Raw genomic sequence first — 16,785 nt, 5'->3', positions numbered from 1 at the left:
TTAGTTTCTTCTTCTTGGAATGATGTGAATAGGTGTTCCTTCAAAACCAAATGCATGACGGATTTGATTTTCAAGGTAACGTTTGTAAGAAAAATGCATTAGTTCGACATCATTAACGAATACAACAAATGTTGGAGGCTCGATAGCTACTTGTGTAGTATAGAATACATTTAAACGACGGCCTTTATCTGTTGGCGTAGGATTCATAGATATAGCGTCAGTGACAACTTCATTTAAAGTAGAACTTTGAACACGTTTTTTATGGTTTTCGCTTGCTTCATTAATATATGGGAATAACGTGCGTAAACGAGTGCCTTCCTTAGCAGAAACAAAAGCAATTTGAGCATAATCTAAAAATTGGAACTGATTTCTGACATCATCAGCAAATTTCTTCATTGTGTTACTATCTTTGTCAACTGTGTCCCATTTATTCACTACAATGACAACTGCTTTACCTTCTTCGTGAGCATATCCTGCAACACGTTTATCTTGCTCGATTATACCTTCCTCAGCATCGATTACAATCAAGACTACATTAGATCGTTCAATTGCTTTAAGTGCACGTAGTACTGAATATTTTTCAGTTGATTCATACACTTTCCCTTTTTTACGCATACCTGCTGTATCTATTAAAACATAATCTTGTCCATCAAAACTGTATTCAGTATCAACAGCATCTCTAGTAGTTCCTGCAACATTTGATACAATAACGCGTTCTTCACCAAGAATTGCATTTACTAAACTAGATTTCCCTACATTAGGACGACCAATTATTGAGAGTCTTATAGTATCTTCATCATATGGATCTTCAGTTTCTTCATTAAAGTGCTTAACTACCTCATCTAATAAATCCCCTAAACCTAAGCCGTGTGATCCTGATATTGGATATGGATCTCCAAAACCTAATGGGTAAAAGTCAAAAATGTCATTTCTCATTTCAAGGTTATCTACTTTATTAACGGCCAATACAACAGGCTTTTTAGATTTATATAGCATCTGTGCAACCATTTCATCACTTTGGGTTAAACCTTCTCGAACGTTCACCATAAAGATAATGACATCTGCTTCATCAATTGCGATTTCAGCTTGTGCTCTTATTTGGGTTTGAAATGGAGCATCTCCAATTTCTATTCCACCAGTATCAATAATATTAAATTCATGTGTTAACCATTCGCCTGATGAATAAATTCTATCACGTGTAACACCAGGTGTGTCTTCGACAATTGAAACACGTTCACCTACTACTCTATTAAATATTGTAGATTTCCCTACATTAGGCCTACCTACAATAGCTACAATAGGTTTCGTCATAAGCTAACTTCCTCTCTTTCTAAAATCTCTATAATTTTATCATATGACCTACTTATTTCAAACAAAGTATGTAAGTTAAGCAAAAATATGGTTTTTAAAACAATAAATCTCGCTACATTTCATAATTTAATTATCATTATAATCCATTAAATTGTGAGAAAATGAAAATTCCCAATTAAAGTCTTAAACTTTAATTGGGAATGAGTTTGTATGATAACTTGAAATTAAAATTTTAAGTCTTTAAATTTATCGCCAAAGACATCACCTAATGTTGGATTGTCTTCATTTGAATCATTACTTAAATAAGATTGAGTTGTAGCATCATCGCTCTCAACAACGTCCTCTTTAGGTAATGTAGCTTTAATTGAAAGTGAGATACGTTCATTTTCTTCATCTATACCTAAAACTTTAACATTAACTTGTTGTCCTGGCTCAAGTTTTTCACCTGGTGTGCCAATATGTTCATGAGCAATTTCTGAAATATGCACTAAACCTTGAACACCTGGAGCAATTTCAACGAAAGCACCGAAGTTAGCTAAACGCACAACTTTACCTTCAATATCATCATCTTCATGAAATTGTCCTTTAATGCTTTCAAATGGTGTAGGTAAAGTATCTTTGATAGAAAGTGAAATACGTTCAGCATCTTTTTCTACAGACTTAACTTTTACATCTACCTCTTGACCTACAGAAACCACATCTTCTGGAGAATCAACATGTTCATGAGATAATTCAGAAACATGGACTAAACCATCTACGCCACCAATATCAACAAAAGCACCAAAGTTAGTTAGACGAGCGACTTTACCTTTAATAACATCACCAGCATTAAGTGATTCTAATAAAGTAGCTTTTTTTACATCATTTTCAGCTTGCTCTACTGCTTTACGGCTTAAAATGACTCTATTATTTTCAGGATCTAATTCTTCTACTTTAATGCGAATAGTTTGTCCATCGAATACAGAGAAATCTTCAATGAAATCAGTTGAAATTAGTGAAGCAGGTACAAAACCGCGTTGACCTACATCTACGACCAGGCCACCTTTAACTACTTCTGTAACTTTAGCCTCAATTATTTCGTCATTATCAATTTTTTCTTGTAAATACTCATATGATTTTTCAGTTTCAAGTTGACGTTTTGAAAGAATATATGCACCTGAGTCATTTTCTTCATCAACTTCGATTTTAGTAACATATGCTTCAATTTCATCACCTTGTTTAACTACCTCACTTGGGTTCTCAATATGATGAGTTGAAAGCTGGCTAATTGGAATGATTCCATTGAATTTGCCACCATTAATATGAACTACGACTTGTTTGTCTTCAACTTGTTGAACCTCACCAGTGACTTTGTCACCTTCTTTAATATCATTAATCATTGATTCATTGAATTCTTCAGTCATCTTGTTTGCCTCCTTATACACTACATACATATAACATCTTATAAACCAGTATGATTGTCAAGAAATTCCCCTTTAGTTTCATAAGTTCTTAAAAAATATCAATTATTAAAATTATAAAATGAAAATTCAACTGATTTATAACTTTTGAAAATTTAAAATTTTTATACGAACTAAATATATGTTATACGATTAAAAAGTGCTTAATAGTTAACACTTTTAATTATATAGAATAAAAATAGCTATTTAAAATAATTCGCACTTTAAACATAGTTAAGTACGAATCACTCTAAATAGCTGTCATTATTTATCTAAATATTGTTAACCAAAGTCATTATTTCTTCAGTTACTTCTTCAATCGTTTTACCAGTTGTATCCACTGTGACGGCGTCATCAGCTTTTTTTAAAGGTGAAATGTCCCGATTCATATCGTAATGATCTCTTTCTTCTATTTCTTTTTTTAATTGCGATAGTGTTGATGGGATACCTCTTTGTTCATTTTCTTTTTGACGTCTTTCAGCTCTTTCTTCAACTGAAGCGATCATGAACACTTTTAATTCTGCATCTGGTAATACTACTGTGCCAATATCTCGGCCATCCATAACAATTCCTTTTTTAGCTGCTAGATCTTTCTGCTTTTCAACTGCAAATGTTCTAACAGGTTCTTTAGAAGCAACATAAGATACATTTTGAGTTACATCATTTTCTCTTAAAAAATCAGTGACGTCTTGATTATCTAATAAAATTCGTTGTCCTTTACTTTTGTCATAGGTTAATTCTAACGTTGTTTGATTAACGAGTGTTTTAAAATCCTCTGGTTTATCATTTTGAAGATATTTATAAGTAATCGCACGGTACATTGCACCTGTATCAACGTAAATCATAGACAATTTACTAGCTACTTGTCGTGCAATAGTACTTTTACCTGCAGCTGCAGGACCATCCAAGGCAATATTAATTAAGTCCATTTTATTTATCCTTCCTTGTTGTTTTATTTGTATTATTTTATCATAAATATGTAAATTAAAAATAGGAGGAACGAAATGAAAAGATTATTAGTTATACATACTGGTGGCACAATTAGTATGTCCCAAAACCAATTTAGTCAGGTAGTAACAAATGATGTGAATCCAATATCTCTTCATAGAGACATTATTGGCCAATACGCTGATGTTGATGAAATTCATCCATTTAACCTTCCGTCTCCTCATATAACAATTCAAAATGTCGAGAAGTTGAGAAATATAATTATTGAAGCTAATGAGACAGATAAATATGATGGTTTTGTAATTACACATGGTACTGATACTCTTGAAGAGACTGCATACCTTTTAGATTTATTATTAGACATTAGATGTCCTGTTGTTATAACTGGTGCAATGAGATCTTCTAATGAAATTGGTTCCGATGGATTATATAATTTCATTTCATCAATTCGTGTAGCCTCTTCTAGTGATGCAAATGACAAAGGCGTTATGGTCGTATTCAATGATGAAATACATACTGCTAGAAATGTAACGAAGACGCATACTTCTAACATCAATACCTTCCAAAGTCCAAATCAAGGACCATTAGGAATATTAACTAAAGATAATGTTCAATTCTATAATCAACCTTATAAACAACAGTCATTTAAAATAATAAATTATCAGTTGAAAGTACCATTGATAAAAGCTTATATGGGTATGGAAAGTGACATATTTAATTTTTATGCGCAACAAAACGTAGATGGTATCGTCATTGAAGCATTAGGCCAAGGAAATTTACCTCCAAGTTGCTTGAAAGGTGTCCAATCTTGTTTAAATAATAATATACCTATTGTGTTAGTTTCTAGATCTTTTAATGGGATTGTAAGTCCAGTTTATGCCTATGAAGGTGGTGGCTTTCAATTAGCGAATAAAGGTTTAATATTTTCAAATGGATTAAATGGTCCTAAAGCAAGACTTAAGTTACTAATTGGCCTAAGTAATCAACTCAATATTGTAGAACTAAAAAATTATTTTGAAAAGCAAAATTAATTACAAGATTTTAGAAAAATAATGTGATTTAATTTGATTTGCTTGAGAAGTTACTACTTAATAATCTTTTGGTATCATATTAATTTATCTTCATAAGGATGATAAGAGCTGAGAAGACACTAATGTTGCGTCGTTCTCAGCTCTTATTAACTATACTGCTGTTTTATACTTCTGTCCTTAACTTTCAAGTGGTGTTTGCTTTTTACTTAAAATACTCTGAGTAATAATCCCGCCATGATATTTACCATTTTCAATAAAGATTGCATTATTATCATTACCTGCAGCAATTACGCCAGCAATATAGCAATTCTCAACATTTGTCTCAAAAGTTTCTTTATTATGAACTGGAGCAGTTCCATATTCATTTGTATTAATTTCAATTCCAATAGATTCTAAGAAATCGTAATCAGGGTGATACCCTATCATTGCAAATACATGATCATTAGGTATCTCTGTAACTTTACCGTTCTTTTCATAAATCACGCTATTCTCTGTTATTTCAGTAACGTTCGCATTGAACTCCATAGTGATTTTTTCATGATTAACTAATGATTCAAAATTTGGCAATATCCATGGTTTAATGGCAGCTGAATATCGATCACCTCTGTATAGTACAGTTACATTTGCACCTGCTTTTTCTAATTCTAATGCAGCGTCAACAGCAGAATTTTTACCACCTATGACAGTAACATCTAAATTAAAAAACGGGTGTGCTTCTTTAAAATAATGTTGTACTTTAGGAAGTTCTGCCCCTTTAACCTCTAACTTATTATGTTGACCATAATAACCGGTTGCAACAGTTAAAAATTTACACTCATAAACATCTTTAGTAGTTGTTATAGTGAACTTATTGTCAATTTTTTTAACAGTGAGTACTTCTTCAAATGCATGAACATTTAACTGATGATGTTTAACAACTTCTCTATAATATACTAGTGCTTGATTGCGTCGGGGTTTACTTTCTTCGACTATAAAAGGAATATCACCGATACTTAATTTATCACTAGATGAGAAAAATGTTTGGTGTGTTGGATATTTATATATAGCATCTACAACATTCCCTTTTTCGATGACTAATGTATCAATACCCTTTCTTTTTTGTTCAATAGCAGCACTTAAACCGCATGGGCCTCCGCCGATAATAATACTTTCTATGCTTTGCATGTCATTGGCCTCCTTTAATCACCCATATATTATAGCAGTTGTTTCGCTATTTCTAAATAGAATAGCACTCACAATATTTATATAAAATTAAAATTATATGTGCATTGAAACAAAAAAAGACTGAAACAATTTTGTTTCAGTCTCTTTAGAATGATGATTAAGTTATTGTGGGATTATTAATTTTTGACCGTTAGAAATATTATTACTTGATAAGCCATTAGCTTGTTTAAGTTTATTTACATTTTCAACAGTACCTTCTCCGTAGTATTGAATAGCGATACGGTATAAGTTTTCATTACCTGATACTACGTGAGTTTGTTGTCCTGAATTAGAACTATTTGATTGATTATTATTGCTGTTACTTTGACTGCTACTGTTTGATGTAGCTTGAGAGTTACCATTGTTATTGTCACTATTTGAGTTACTACCATTATTATCTGATGATGAAACGTTATCAGATGAATTTGATGAAGTACTATTATCTGAAGTGCTACTATTATCATCACTTGAATTACTAGATGATTCATTGTCTGTTGTAGCTTTGTCATTTGAGTCGTCATCATTAGTTGCTTTGTCTTTATCTTTGTCACTGCTAGCTTTGTCTTTGTCGCTATCATTACTAGCTTTGTCTTTATTATCTTTGTTGTTATCTTTGTTAGCAGTTTGTTCTGTTTTGTTATCTGCTTGGTTGCTATCTTTTTTATCGTTGTTTAAATACATTCCAATAAAGATAGCAAGTGCAGCTAGAATAAGTAATAAAGCGATAAGTGGAAGTAAAATACCTGCTAGACCACGTTTCTTTTTACCATTGTGAGCTTGGAATCCATCATTACCATCGTCATGTTTATGATTTCTATGATCGTCTTGATGATCTCTGTTATGGCTATGATTATCTTTATGGTTATGATTATTATTTTTATGGTCTTTTTTATGTTTTGCAGCTGCTACTCCAGCTGCGCCAGCCGCACCAGCCGCACCAGCTGCACCGGCACCAACTGCTGCTTTTTTACCTTTATTACCTTTTTTGGGTTCTTCTTTAGAATGGTTATCTTTGGCGTCAAGATGGTCGTCTTGAAGGTCTTTATCATGTTTTCTGTTTTGATCATATTGATTATCGTTATTTAAACCACGATCATCTTTATGTTCGTTATATTTTGAGTCATGATGTGCATCTTTTTTACGTTTGTCTTTTGCAGCTTTAGCACCAGCAGCTCCAGCGACTGCGGAACCTCCAGCTATTTCAGCGTCTTTGCCATGTCGAGACTTTTTGTTTTGTTGATCTTTGTGATTTCGATTATCTTGACGCTCATCGATATTTTCTTCATGATTACGATCATCATTCAAACTATCATTATCATAGTCTTTATCATGTTTTCTATTTGATGCTTCATGACGATTATTTCTACGTGAAGCATCATCATTAAAGTCTCTATCAAAAGAACGTTTGTCATCCTTATGTATTGGCTCGTTATCTAGATGCTCTTCTTGCTGATTGTGTTGTAACTCATTGAAAGAGTCTTCATCGTGTCGATCATCAAGTGAACCATTAGCGTTTGAATCAGAACTTTGATTATCAAATTTTCTGTTTTTATTAGTAGCTTGGTTACGTCTTCTTTGACGTCTTTGTGCGTTTCTAGGTGGGAATTGTTGGTCTGATTGATTATCAAAGTCATTGGACTCATTTGAATTTTCATCAAACTCGTTTGTATTATCTTCGAATTGATCATCAGAATTAATAGACTGACGATTTTTTTCGAAATCATCTCTAAAATTATTTTTAGACACGGTCATCATCCTCTCTTAAATAATTATTTAAATATCACATACCATATACCCCACAAAGCGTGAAATATGTATAGTATTTAAATATTTCTTGAAAAACTTTAAGTATTATAATTATATCCTCTTAAAATAAATTTAGTAAAGAAAAGCAACTATACTTTAAATAAATATTTTAACTTTTCAGTATAACTTAATTTTCTTTTAACTTTTTTTCTATTGTTAACTTTTATAGGCATCAAATTAGAATCTGTATCACAACATTGCTGAGGTTGAGTTGGATTATCACCAAAAAATTCTAATAAATAACGACGTCTACATTGATCTAGGGATGTATAACCGATCATTCTTTGATAACCTAATTTTTTTCGAATTAATGAATTGTCAAAAATTTTTTTGAGTACGTTGGATGAATATCTTTGACTCAATATGGTTAGTATTTCTTGCTTTTGAGGAGGTAAAAAAGCACCTATATCAAAAGCATCGATGTCTTCAGTAGTTATCGCATCACTAAACAATAATGTCTCTAATATATAGCTATCGTCTGGCTGATATAGACTAATCGCTTGGCTTTGTAAATTATCTCTCCCGGCTCTACCAATTTCTTGTAAGTAATTTGAAGGACTTGTTGATAAATGAAAATGGATGACTGTTCTAATGTCTTTTTTATTAACGCCCATGCCAAAAGCACTAGTAGCCACGATAACGGGTATAAAGTTCTCCATAAATTGATTTTGTACAGTATGTCGTTCTTGATAAGATAAATCACCATGATAAATACCGGTTAAATAACCATGGTCGTATATCATATTGGCTAATTCTAAACAGACCTTTTTAGATGAAACATAAATAATAGTTGGACCGGATTGTTCTAAAAAGTTTAATAGCCACTTAATTTTAGCACCATCATTTTCAAAGTTAAGATGAGAAAAAGATATATTCTCCCGATTCATAGAAGTCTTAATTACGTTTAATTTTCTAGATAAGATAAGATTCAAGTCATTTTCTAAATGAGGTGGTGCTGTAGCTGTTAAAGCCAGTATTGATGCATTTTTATAATGAGATGTTATCTTACCTATTAATGCATAATGAGGTCGGAAATCATAACCCCATTCAGATAAACAATGTGCCTCATCAAGTACAATTAATCCGAAGTCAATTTTCCTAATTAATTTAAAGTTTTGTGTTTGTAAAATAAATTCTGGACTTAAAAAAACAAAGCGACTTTTGTGTAATGAATTTATATTTTGTTGTTTTTCATTTTCATCCATGCCTGAATGAATAGAAGTAACAAATTTCTCACCTTGAGCTTTCAATTGCATCACTTGGTCATCCATAAGAGAGATTAACGGAGATATTATTAATGTTGGCTTTCCTTTCATATAGGTTGGCATTTGGTAACATAAGCTTTTACCACTCCCCGTAGGAAGAATACCTAGGGTATCTTTCTTACTAACTACACTTTCGATTATTTCTTTTTGACCAGGATTAAATGATGAGAATCCGAACCATTCTCTCAATTTTTCTTCAAGCACTCAATTCACCTCTCTCAATACCGACTATTAACAATTTAATTTGAAAATAAGATAATTGATCAAATTCTTCTTTATATAATTTTAATCTATGTCCTCTGTTTTGATAATAAAATGCTATAAATTCACTTGTTTGTGGGCCATTAACAAAGGTTTGGTATTCTGAAAAATATCCTTTTATAAATAATTCAAGAACGTGATCTTCGATTGTGTTAATTTTAACATTTTGGGTCACTGCAGCCTCATCCATAGAAAGACCTTTGAGTAATTGATGATACGTAATTGTCGTTTTATTTAACAAAGTCGGTAATATGATTGTTTGAGTTAATATAGGAAATTGTTTATCGTTTTCTAATGCAAACATCATTTGCACTAAATTATTGAGTTCAAGTTCAAATAACTTAGTTACAGGTATATCTTCTATTAAAGAAACTTGCTGTCGCGTATACATAGGTTCTTCATAACCTTGTAGATAATAATGGATTAAACAGTTGTTAATACATTTTTCATCAATAAAATGAAAGAGCTGTTCGATTTCTTTTTCAAAATCATCAACTAAATTTTGTTCCAGTATTTTTGAATAGATTTGTTTCACTCTACTTTGAACAGTTATTTGTTGTGTAATTGGTATAAAGTTTAAGTGGTTGTTTTTAAAATGAGTTATAGTTTGTATTAGTAATTGAATGCAACTAAAAGTTTGAATCATACTATCGTATGTATATCTTGGATGTATTGTAATGTCAGTATTTTGATTATTATAGGTATCTAAAAATCGCTCAAAAGACGGATATTTTAATTTAGGTAAACTATGATATAATGATAAAAGTTGTTGGGAACATGCATCAAAAAATGTTTGATGTGATTTTTTTCCATTCAAAATATTATAAATACTTTTATTGGTTTTATAATCGAATGAATGATTTGATGCATAGGTAATAATTGAGTGCATTAATGAATCCTCACTTTATATAACTAATAGAATAGTAAATAAATTAATCGAAGTGTTATTTAACATTTGTTATACTAGTGTAGCATTTTTATCAAAGGAGGCGAAGAATTTGGCAAAGTATACAATCGTTGATATGGATACATGTATTGCTTGTGGAGCATGTGGTGCTGCTGCACCTGACATTTACGATTATGACGACGAAGGTATTGCTTTCGTAATCCTTGATGATAATCAAGGTACTGCAGAAGTACCAGAAGAATTATATGAAGATATGGAAGATGCGCTTGAAGGTTGTCCGACTGATTCAATTAAGATTGAAGAAGAACCATTTGATGGTGATGCTCTTAAATTTGAATAGTCACATATTGTGAGTGAATTAATAATGAAACCTCCTAATGTTGAATAATTAGTTCAACATTAGGAGGTTTTCTATGATAATACGCGTTTTAATCTTCTGTATAAAAGCGTAAATATAATTGAAATCACGATACCTTTTATAATATTGAAAGGTATAACTCCTGATAAAATGATAATTTTTAGATTGTTAAAGACATCACCTAAATTAAAAATCATTCCATATAATGGAAGTAAAACAAAGTAATTCAGTATACTAAGTACGATAGTCATCACTATAGTACCTATTGCTAGCCCCACAACCAATGAACGTGGTGTATCACTATGACGGCCTTGACGCTTAGTTACATAATAAGCGGATAACAGGAAACTAACACCTGCTAAAAAATTGGCAAATGGACCAACAGGATCTCCCATATTGAATAAAAAATTAAGTATATTTTTGATAAGTGCTACTAAAATACCAGCAATGGGACCTAAAAGAAATGTTGCTAATAAAGTTGGAACATCACTAAAGTCTAATGTTAAGTATGGTGGTAAAAAAGGTAGCGGAAATTTAATAAATGTTAAAATAAACGCTATGGCACTTAACATGCTAATAGTGATAAGATGTTTGTTTTGTTGCATATTTAATTTTCTCCTTCCATTCATCTTACATAGAATAGGAGATAATTTTGCACAACAAAAAAACCTCCATCTTCTCCCATCCAGACTATACTGTCGGCTTCAGATTTCCACTGAATCAGCCACTTCAAAGAAGCGGGTCGCAGGCTTAATTTACTGCCGGTTGGGAATTGCACCCTACCCCGAAGATGAATTATATAATTGATTAATTTAATTTTTATATTACCTTATGTGAAAGCATTGCGCAATAATGATGCTTAGACTTATTTTAAAAAGAGCAATACACCATTCTTAAGTAGAAGGTGTTTGCTCTTAGATAAAATAAATATATTAATAGGTATATTTATTTTTAGGCTTTGGTAACTTAATTATGAATGTTGTACCTTTGTTTACTTCACTTTCAACTTTAATAGTACCACCATGTTCTTCGATTATCATTTTACAGATAAATAGTCCTAAACCAGTTCCCTGTTTACCTCTAGTTCTTGAAGTCTCTACTTTATAAAATCTGTCGAATACGAGTTCAAGATGCTCTGGGGATATGCCACTACCAGTATCTTTAATGTACAATGTTTGATAGGAATCATCCGTAGTTGTTGTAATTGATATTGAATCACCTGGTTGAGTATAACGTGTGGCATTGTCAATTAAATTTGTTAGAACTTGGTCTATGCGATCGGCATCGTATTCCCACAATTCATCACCGATGTTTGGTTCTAATGACATATTTAATTCTAAATCATCAGCCTGTTGTTTATATTTCATTTGCATTTTAGATAGTAAAGGTTTAATGGGTTGTTTTTCTTTATTAACAGTTAAACCCTCTGCATCCATGCGAGCTACATTTAATAATTCATTTACTAATCGATTTAAACGTTTAGTTTCATCTAATACAATTGATAAAGAATCTCGAATTTCTTCTGGTTCAGTGACAATACCATCTACAATTGATTCAGTGTAACCTTGTAATAACGAAATAGGTGTACGTAATTCATGTGAAACATTGGCAATGAAATCTTTCTTCATCTGATCTAAATTATGTTCATTAGTCATATCTCTTACAATGACTACAATTCCACTACGGCCATCTTGTTGAATTCTCTCTACATAACTCATGATTATGACGTAATATTTATTATTAATCTCATATTCTTGGAATTCGGTGTCTTTTGAAACAAATGTAGTTTCAATTTGCTTTTCAATGTCTTTATATACAGTTTTGTCTATTGATTTAATAATATCGTCAGCCATTTTATTTGAAAGAATAACTTCCCTCTTATCATTTAAACCCAATACACCTTCAATCATAGAATTAATCAAACTATCTCTTATATTTTTTTGAGTTGAAAGTGCCTCTATATTCTCTTGTATTTCAGAACTCATATTATTAAACGTATGTGATAATTCGCCTATCTCATCTTTAGTTGAAACACTTGTCTGTTTTGAATAATCACCTTTAGAAATATTAATAGCTTGAGTTCTAAGTTGTCGTAAAGGTTTAGTAATTCTATTTGACAAAAAGAATGCAAATATTGTTGAAATAGCGATAAATATAATGGCGGTGATTAAAATGATAATGGTAATTGCATTATTAGTATCTTCAATAGACTTTAAATCTTGATAAATGAATACTGCACTATATTTTGAATTTGCATTTTCTTGTGCTTTCATAGGATAGCCTAACAAAATATAGGAATGGGAATTACCGTTATTACTTATTGTTATATTTTGAGTGGTAGACTTTCCTTGAGAGAAGACGCGTTGGAATTGCGAATTCTTGTGTATCTCTTCAAGCATTTTGTCTTTAGTATTGCTATTTGAATTTTTAAAACTTGAAGATTTATTAGCCATTATAATAACGCCACCTGATCCATCTATTAATTGTTGGCTGTGTTCTATAGCTAAAGTTTTATTATCAGCTTGTTCAACTAAGTGGCTGATTCTAGACGCATCTTCTCTTATAGCATTTTCAGTTTGTTGTGTGTAGTAGTATTGTATAAAAGTAATTAATGCCGCACTTAATAAAATTAAAACTGTCGTTACTATGAAAAGTATAGTTAACCACAGTTTTATTACCACACTATTTAGTCGATTCGTCATTAGATTTTACCTCGAATTTGTAACCAACACCCCAAACAGTTTGAATCATATGTGCAGCATCTTCTGATACACGATTAAGTTTCTCACGCAGGCGTTTAACATGAGTGTCTACTGTTCTTAAATCACCATAAAATTCATAATGCCATACTTCTTTTAAAAGTTGTTCACGATCAAACACTTTATTAGGCGTCTTAGCTAAATAAATAAGTAATTCGTACTCTTTTGGAGTTAAATTAACTTGTTGGTTATCTGCTAATACACGATGCGCATCATTATCAATAATTAAATGGTTAAATTCAATAACATCTCTTGCATGAGGTTCACTTTGTTCAGGTTTAGAAGATTGCGTTCTACGTAATAATGCTTTTACTCTTAAAACAACCTCTCTTGGTGAGAATGGTTTGACGATATAATCATCTGCGCCAGACTCAAATCCTTCTACCCTATTTGTTTCTTCGCCTTTAGCTGTAAGCATAATAATAGGTGTGTCTTTATGTTCACGTAACTTAGATGCTACTTCAATACCTTCCATTTCTGGTAACATCAAGTCTAAAAGTATGCACGCATAGTCATTTTCTATAGCAAGATTATAAGCTTCTTTGCCATTACTTGCTTCATGAATCGTAAACGATTCTCTCTCTAGGTATAGTTTTAATAATCTTCTGATTCTATCCTCATCGTCTACAATTAATATTTCATTTGTCATTTTGTTTATACCTCCTACACATGCTCAATTCACTCATTATTATAGCATACAGCATGATTGAAAGCTTTACTTTAAAATTAACTTTGTGAAAAAAATAGCAAGAGAAATTAATATCATTTAATTTCTCTTGCTATTGTAAAATATACTTCATTTATTTTCCATTTTCTGCCATATGTCTTAGTACTTTAACTTCATGAGGTGTCAGTACTCTGCCCTCACCTGCATTTAATCCTTTAAGGTTCAAGTTGCCGAACTCAATTCTTGTTAATTTATCAACTTGATGTCCAAAATGCTCGAACATACGACGAACTTGTCGATTTCGTCCTTCACTAATAGTGATTTCTACAAGTGTAATATTTTTATCTTTATCTTGCTTTTTTACTTTGACTTGAGCTGGTTGGGTAAAACCATCTTCAAGTTCAATTCCATTTTCTAAAGCTTTAACTTCTTCTCTCATGAGGTAACCTTTTAATTTAGCCACATATTTTTTTTGAATATGATATCTTGGATGGGTCATTAAGTTTGTAAATTCGCCATCATTAGTAAGTAACAATAATCCTGATGTATCATAATCTAATCTACCAACAGGATAAATTCTTGTCTCTAAATCTTTAAAGTAGTCAGTAACCACAGTTCGTCCTCTATCGTCAGACACACTTGTTATAACTTGAGTTGGTTTAAAGAACAAAATATACATTTTGTCTTCTTGTTCAATTTTAATTCCTTCAACCTCAACTGTATCAGAACTTTTTACTTTAGTACCTAATTCAGTTACGGTTTGACCGTTAACTTTAACTTTGCCTTCGGTAATTAAAGTTTCAGCTTTTCTTCGTGATGTGTATCCACTATTAGCAATTCGTTTTTGAAGCCTTTCTAATTCTTTACTCATTTTGTATCTCCTTTTTGATTTACTAAATTACTAAAGAAATCTTCCATTTCTTCTTCATCTTCTTCAGTTGTTGGTAAATCTTCAATTTTTTCTATTCCAAATACATTTAAAAACAAATTCGTTGTTTGTAAAGCATGACTACGAGAATTTTCTACATCTTTAGCTTCAATTAATCCTCGTGCAATTAATGTTCTAACTGCACCATCAGAATTAATTCCTCTAATTAATTCTATGTCACTACGACTCAATGGCTGATTATATGCAATAATTGATAATGTTTCCATTGCAGCTTGAGATAATTTCATATTAGATTTTTGTTCAATTAATTGTTCGATATAAGGGGAAGCTTCTTTTTTTGAAGTTAAAATATATGTTGAACCAAATTTTTGAATTATTAAACCACTAGAGGTGTATGATGAAATTAATTCAGATAATTTAGCTTGATTAATATCGAGAATTTCTAATAATTGCTTTTCGTCAAGCCCTTCATCCCCAGCTGTGTATAGTAATGCTTCTATGATTCCGTGTTTATCCAATATTAAAATTCACTCCTCTAATGATACGTATATCATCAAAACTTCTAACTTGTTCTATGTTGATTACTCCTGATTTAGACATCTCTAATATAGCTAAAAAGTGAGTAACCACCTGTTCTATTGGCTCGCTAAAAGTAAATAAACTGAAGAAATTAAAAGATGTATGATGCTTTAATTGTGTAGTTACCTTTTCAGTAGCTTGTTGAATAGTGAAACTTTCTTTAATTATTTCAACTGTCTTAGGCTTATTAAGAGCTAATCTGCTTTTAACGCGTTGATAAGCAACAATTAAATCTGTTAAATCTAAGGTTTGGCTTTCATCCCATGTTACGCTTTTCTCAAGATGGGATAGGTCAGTTGGGTGTTTAGTAAAATAGTGCTCTCGCTCTTCTTTTTTCTCAGTTAACAATTGTGTGTATTCTTTATAATTTTGATATTCAATTAATCGCCCTACCAAATCTTCACGTGGATCTTCTTCAAGGTTATCGTCTACATCATGTTGAGGGAGTAATAATTTACTTTTTATCATTAATAGCTCTGAAGCCATAACTAAATATTCACTAGCTATATTTATTTCTAGTTGCTTCATAGCGTGGACGTATTGCATATATTGCTCTGTTAATGATTTCATTGGTATATCATAAATATCAATTTCATATTTTTGAATTAAGTGGAGTAGCAAATCTAATGGGCCATTAAAGGCATCTAATTTTACTTCATACATATTAATCGTCCTCATATTGAATCTCTATCGTGCATAATTTCTTAAAATATTATAGCATGAATAATACAAACATTAAATTAAGGATGAGATGGATTGGACAAAGCCTTAATCGATTTTTATTATTATTTTCACAAACACCAACATTATTTCTTATGTCATGATATTTTGGAAGAAGCATGGAAATCAAATATAAATTTTTCTAAAAAGGATGGCATAGTGAGTTTAATTTTATTTTCAACTGCTATGTACCATTATAGAAGAGGTAATACAAAAGGTGCACTTGTAACTTTGAAAAAGTCATTGAGCACTTTTGAAAAAGCAAATGATAAAACGTTGTTGCAACTTAATGAGCAAGATTATAAAACATTAATTTTAAGTCAAATTAAATCCATTGAAGATTCAAAATCTTTTAAACCTGTATACATACCGGTAAATAATATTTTTGAAAAACAGATTATTAATACTTATCCAGATTACAAATTTACAACACTTTTAACTCAAGATGAATATATAGTTAATCATCATAAAAAACGAGATAGAAGTGATGTAATCAGTGCAAGACATCAAGCGATGATTGAAAAACAAAATATCAGGAGTGGAAAAGATTTAAAATAAAATGTAGTGTAGCTCGACTTACATTAATTATAAAATATATTTTTGGAAACTTTTATTAAAGTATTCTTAATCCACTCCCAATTT

Annotated in this window: 16 protein-coding genes and 1 riboswitch; of the genes, 3 read left to right on the top strand and 13 right to left on the bottom strand. The window is 31.2% G+C overall.

Features of this window, described 5'->3' with window-relative positions:
* The 3 genes from der to cmk all read right to left on the bottom strand — a co-directional run bounded on the left by der (window position 1) and on the right by cmk (window position 3,679).
* Window positions 1-1,311, bottom strand: a complete 1,311-nt coding sequence (der, locus tag HMPREF2737_RS05455; RefSeq protein WP_037550481.1) for a ribosome biogenesis GTPase Der — start codon at window positions 1,309-1,311, stop codon at window positions 1-3.
* 224 nt (window positions 1,312-1,535) lie between these two features.
* On the bottom strand, window positions 1,536-2,714 hold the full coding sequence (gene rpsA, locus HMPREF2737_RS05450) for a 30S ribosomal protein S1 (RefSeq protein WP_070650048.1): 1,179 nt from the start codon (window positions 2,712-2,714) through the stop codon (window positions 1,536-1,538).
* Between the two features lie 308 nt (window positions 2,715-3,022).
* A complete protein-coding gene (gene cmk, locus HMPREF2737_RS05445; protein WP_011275729.1) occupies window positions 3,023-3,679 on the bottom strand; it encodes a (d)CMP kinase in 657 nt (218 codons plus the stop codon).
* 75 nt (window positions 3,680-3,754) lie between these two features.
* On the opposite strand from cmk, the gene HMPREF2737_RS05440 reads away from it, so the two are divergent.
* Window positions 3,755-4,729, top strand: a complete 975-nt coding sequence (locus tag HMPREF2737_RS05440) for an asparaginase (RefSeq protein ID WP_037550487.1) — start codon at window positions 3,755-3,757, stop codon at window positions 4,727-4,729.
* 177 nt (window positions 4,730-4,906) lie between these two features.
* Here HMPREF2737_RS05440 and ypdA read toward each other — a convergent pair whose 3' ends face one another.
* The 4 genes from ypdA to HMPREF2737_RS05420 form a co-directional block, all read right to left on the bottom strand.
* Entirely contained in the window at window positions 4,907-5,893 is a 987-nt protein-coding gene (ypdA, locus tag HMPREF2737_RS05435) for a bacillithiol disulfide reductase YpdA (protein ID WP_037537045.1), read from the bottom strand.
* A 162-nt stretch (window positions 5,894-6,055) separates the two neighbouring features.
* Window positions 6,056-7,684, bottom strand: coding sequence for an elastin-binding protein EbpS (ebpS, locus tag HMPREF2737_RS05430; RefSeq protein ID WP_229664797.1), 1,629 nt, complete (start codon window positions 7,682-7,684; stop codon window positions 6,056-6,058).
* Window positions 7,685-7,827: 143 nt separating this feature from the next.
* Complete coding sequence (locus tag HMPREF2737_RS05425; RefSeq protein ID WP_037550492.1) at window positions 7,828-9,207, bottom strand: RecQ family ATP-dependent DNA helicase; 1,380 nt, start codon at window positions 9,205-9,207, stop codon at window positions 7,828-7,830.
* On the bottom strand, window positions 9,200-10,153 hold the full coding sequence (locus tag HMPREF2737_RS05420) for a YpbB family protein (RefSeq protein WP_037550494.1): 954 nt from the start codon (window positions 10,151-10,153) through the stop codon (window positions 9,200-9,202). Before HMPREF2737_RS05420 ends, HMPREF2737_RS05425 begins: the two co-directional genes overlap by 8 nt.
* 109 nt (window positions 10,154-10,262) lie before the next feature.
* Between HMPREF2737_RS05420 and HMPREF2737_RS05415 the strand changes: the two genes are divergently transcribed.
* Entirely contained in the window at window positions 10,263-10,511 is a 249-nt protein-coding gene (locus HMPREF2737_RS05415; RefSeq protein WP_002449743.1) for a ferredoxin, read from the top strand.
* A gap of 71 nt (window positions 10,512-10,582) precedes the next feature.
* On the opposite strand, the gene HMPREF2737_RS05410 is transcribed toward HMPREF2737_RS05415, so the two are convergent.
* The 6 genes from HMPREF2737_RS05410 to HMPREF2737_RS05385 all read right to left on the bottom strand — a co-directional run bounded on the left by HMPREF2737_RS05410 (window position 10,583) and on the right by HMPREF2737_RS05385 (window position 16,086).
* A complete protein-coding gene (locus tag HMPREF2737_RS05410; RefSeq protein ID WP_037550497.1) occupies window positions 10,583-11,134 on the bottom strand; it encodes an ECF transporter S component in 552 nt (183 codons plus the stop codon).
* A gap of 64 nt (window positions 11,135-11,198) precedes the next feature.
* A riboswitch (FMN riboswitch) is annotated at window positions 11,199-11,325 on the bottom strand.
* A 136-nt stretch (window positions 11,326-11,461) separates the two neighbouring features.
* The gene (locus tag HMPREF2737_RS05405) at window positions 11,462-13,231 is read right to left on the bottom strand and encodes an ATP-binding protein (RefSeq protein WP_037550500.1); all 1,770 of its coding nucleotides are present in this window, start codon (window positions 13,229-13,231) and stop codon (window positions 11,462-11,464) included.
* Window positions 13,212-13,937: a response regulator gene (locus HMPREF2737_RS05400; RefSeq protein WP_037550503.1), complete on the bottom strand. Its 726-nt coding sequence runs from the start codon at window positions 13,935-13,937 to the stop codon at window positions 13,212-13,214. Before HMPREF2737_RS05400 ends, HMPREF2737_RS05405 begins: the two co-directional genes overlap by 20 nt.
* Window positions 13,938-14,088: 151 nt before the next feature.
* Window positions 14,089-14,826, bottom strand: coding sequence for a pseudouridine synthase (locus tag HMPREF2737_RS05395; protein ID WP_037550506.1), 738 nt, complete (start codon window positions 14,824-14,826; stop codon window positions 14,089-14,091).
* The gene (gene scpB / locus HMPREF2737_RS05390) at window positions 14,823-15,362 is read right to left on the bottom strand and encodes an SMC-Scp complex subunit ScpB (RefSeq protein ID WP_037550509.1); all 540 of its coding nucleotides are present in this window, start codon (window positions 15,360-15,362) and stop codon (window positions 14,823-14,825) included. The genes HMPREF2737_RS05395 and scpB overlap by 4 nt, the downstream gene beginning before the upstream one ends.
* Window positions 15,355-16,086, bottom strand: coding sequence for a segregation and condensation protein A (locus HMPREF2737_RS05385; RefSeq protein WP_037550512.1), 732 nt, complete (start codon window positions 16,084-16,086; stop codon window positions 15,355-15,357). Before HMPREF2737_RS05385 ends, scpB begins: the two co-directional genes overlap by 8 nt.
* Window positions 16,087-16,179: 93 nt before the next feature.
* On the opposite strand from HMPREF2737_RS05385, the gene HMPREF2737_RS05380 reads away from it, so the two are divergent.
* On the top strand, window positions 16,180-16,701 hold the full coding sequence (locus HMPREF2737_RS05380; protein ID WP_037550515.1) for a DUF309 domain-containing protein: 522 nt from the start codon (window positions 16,180-16,182) through the stop codon (window positions 16,699-16,701).
* Window positions 16,702-16,785: the final 84 nt, after the last annotated feature.

Origin of the sequence: Staphylococcus sp. HMSC069D12 (assembly GCF_001810405.1) — a bacterium.
Classification (GTDB): domain Bacteria; phylum Bacillota; class Bacilli; order Staphylococcales; family Staphylococcaceae; genus Staphylococcus; species Staphylococcus haemolyticus.
Note: the sequence above shows the minus strand (reverse complement) of the source record. Positions and strands in the feature narration are given on the sequence as shown.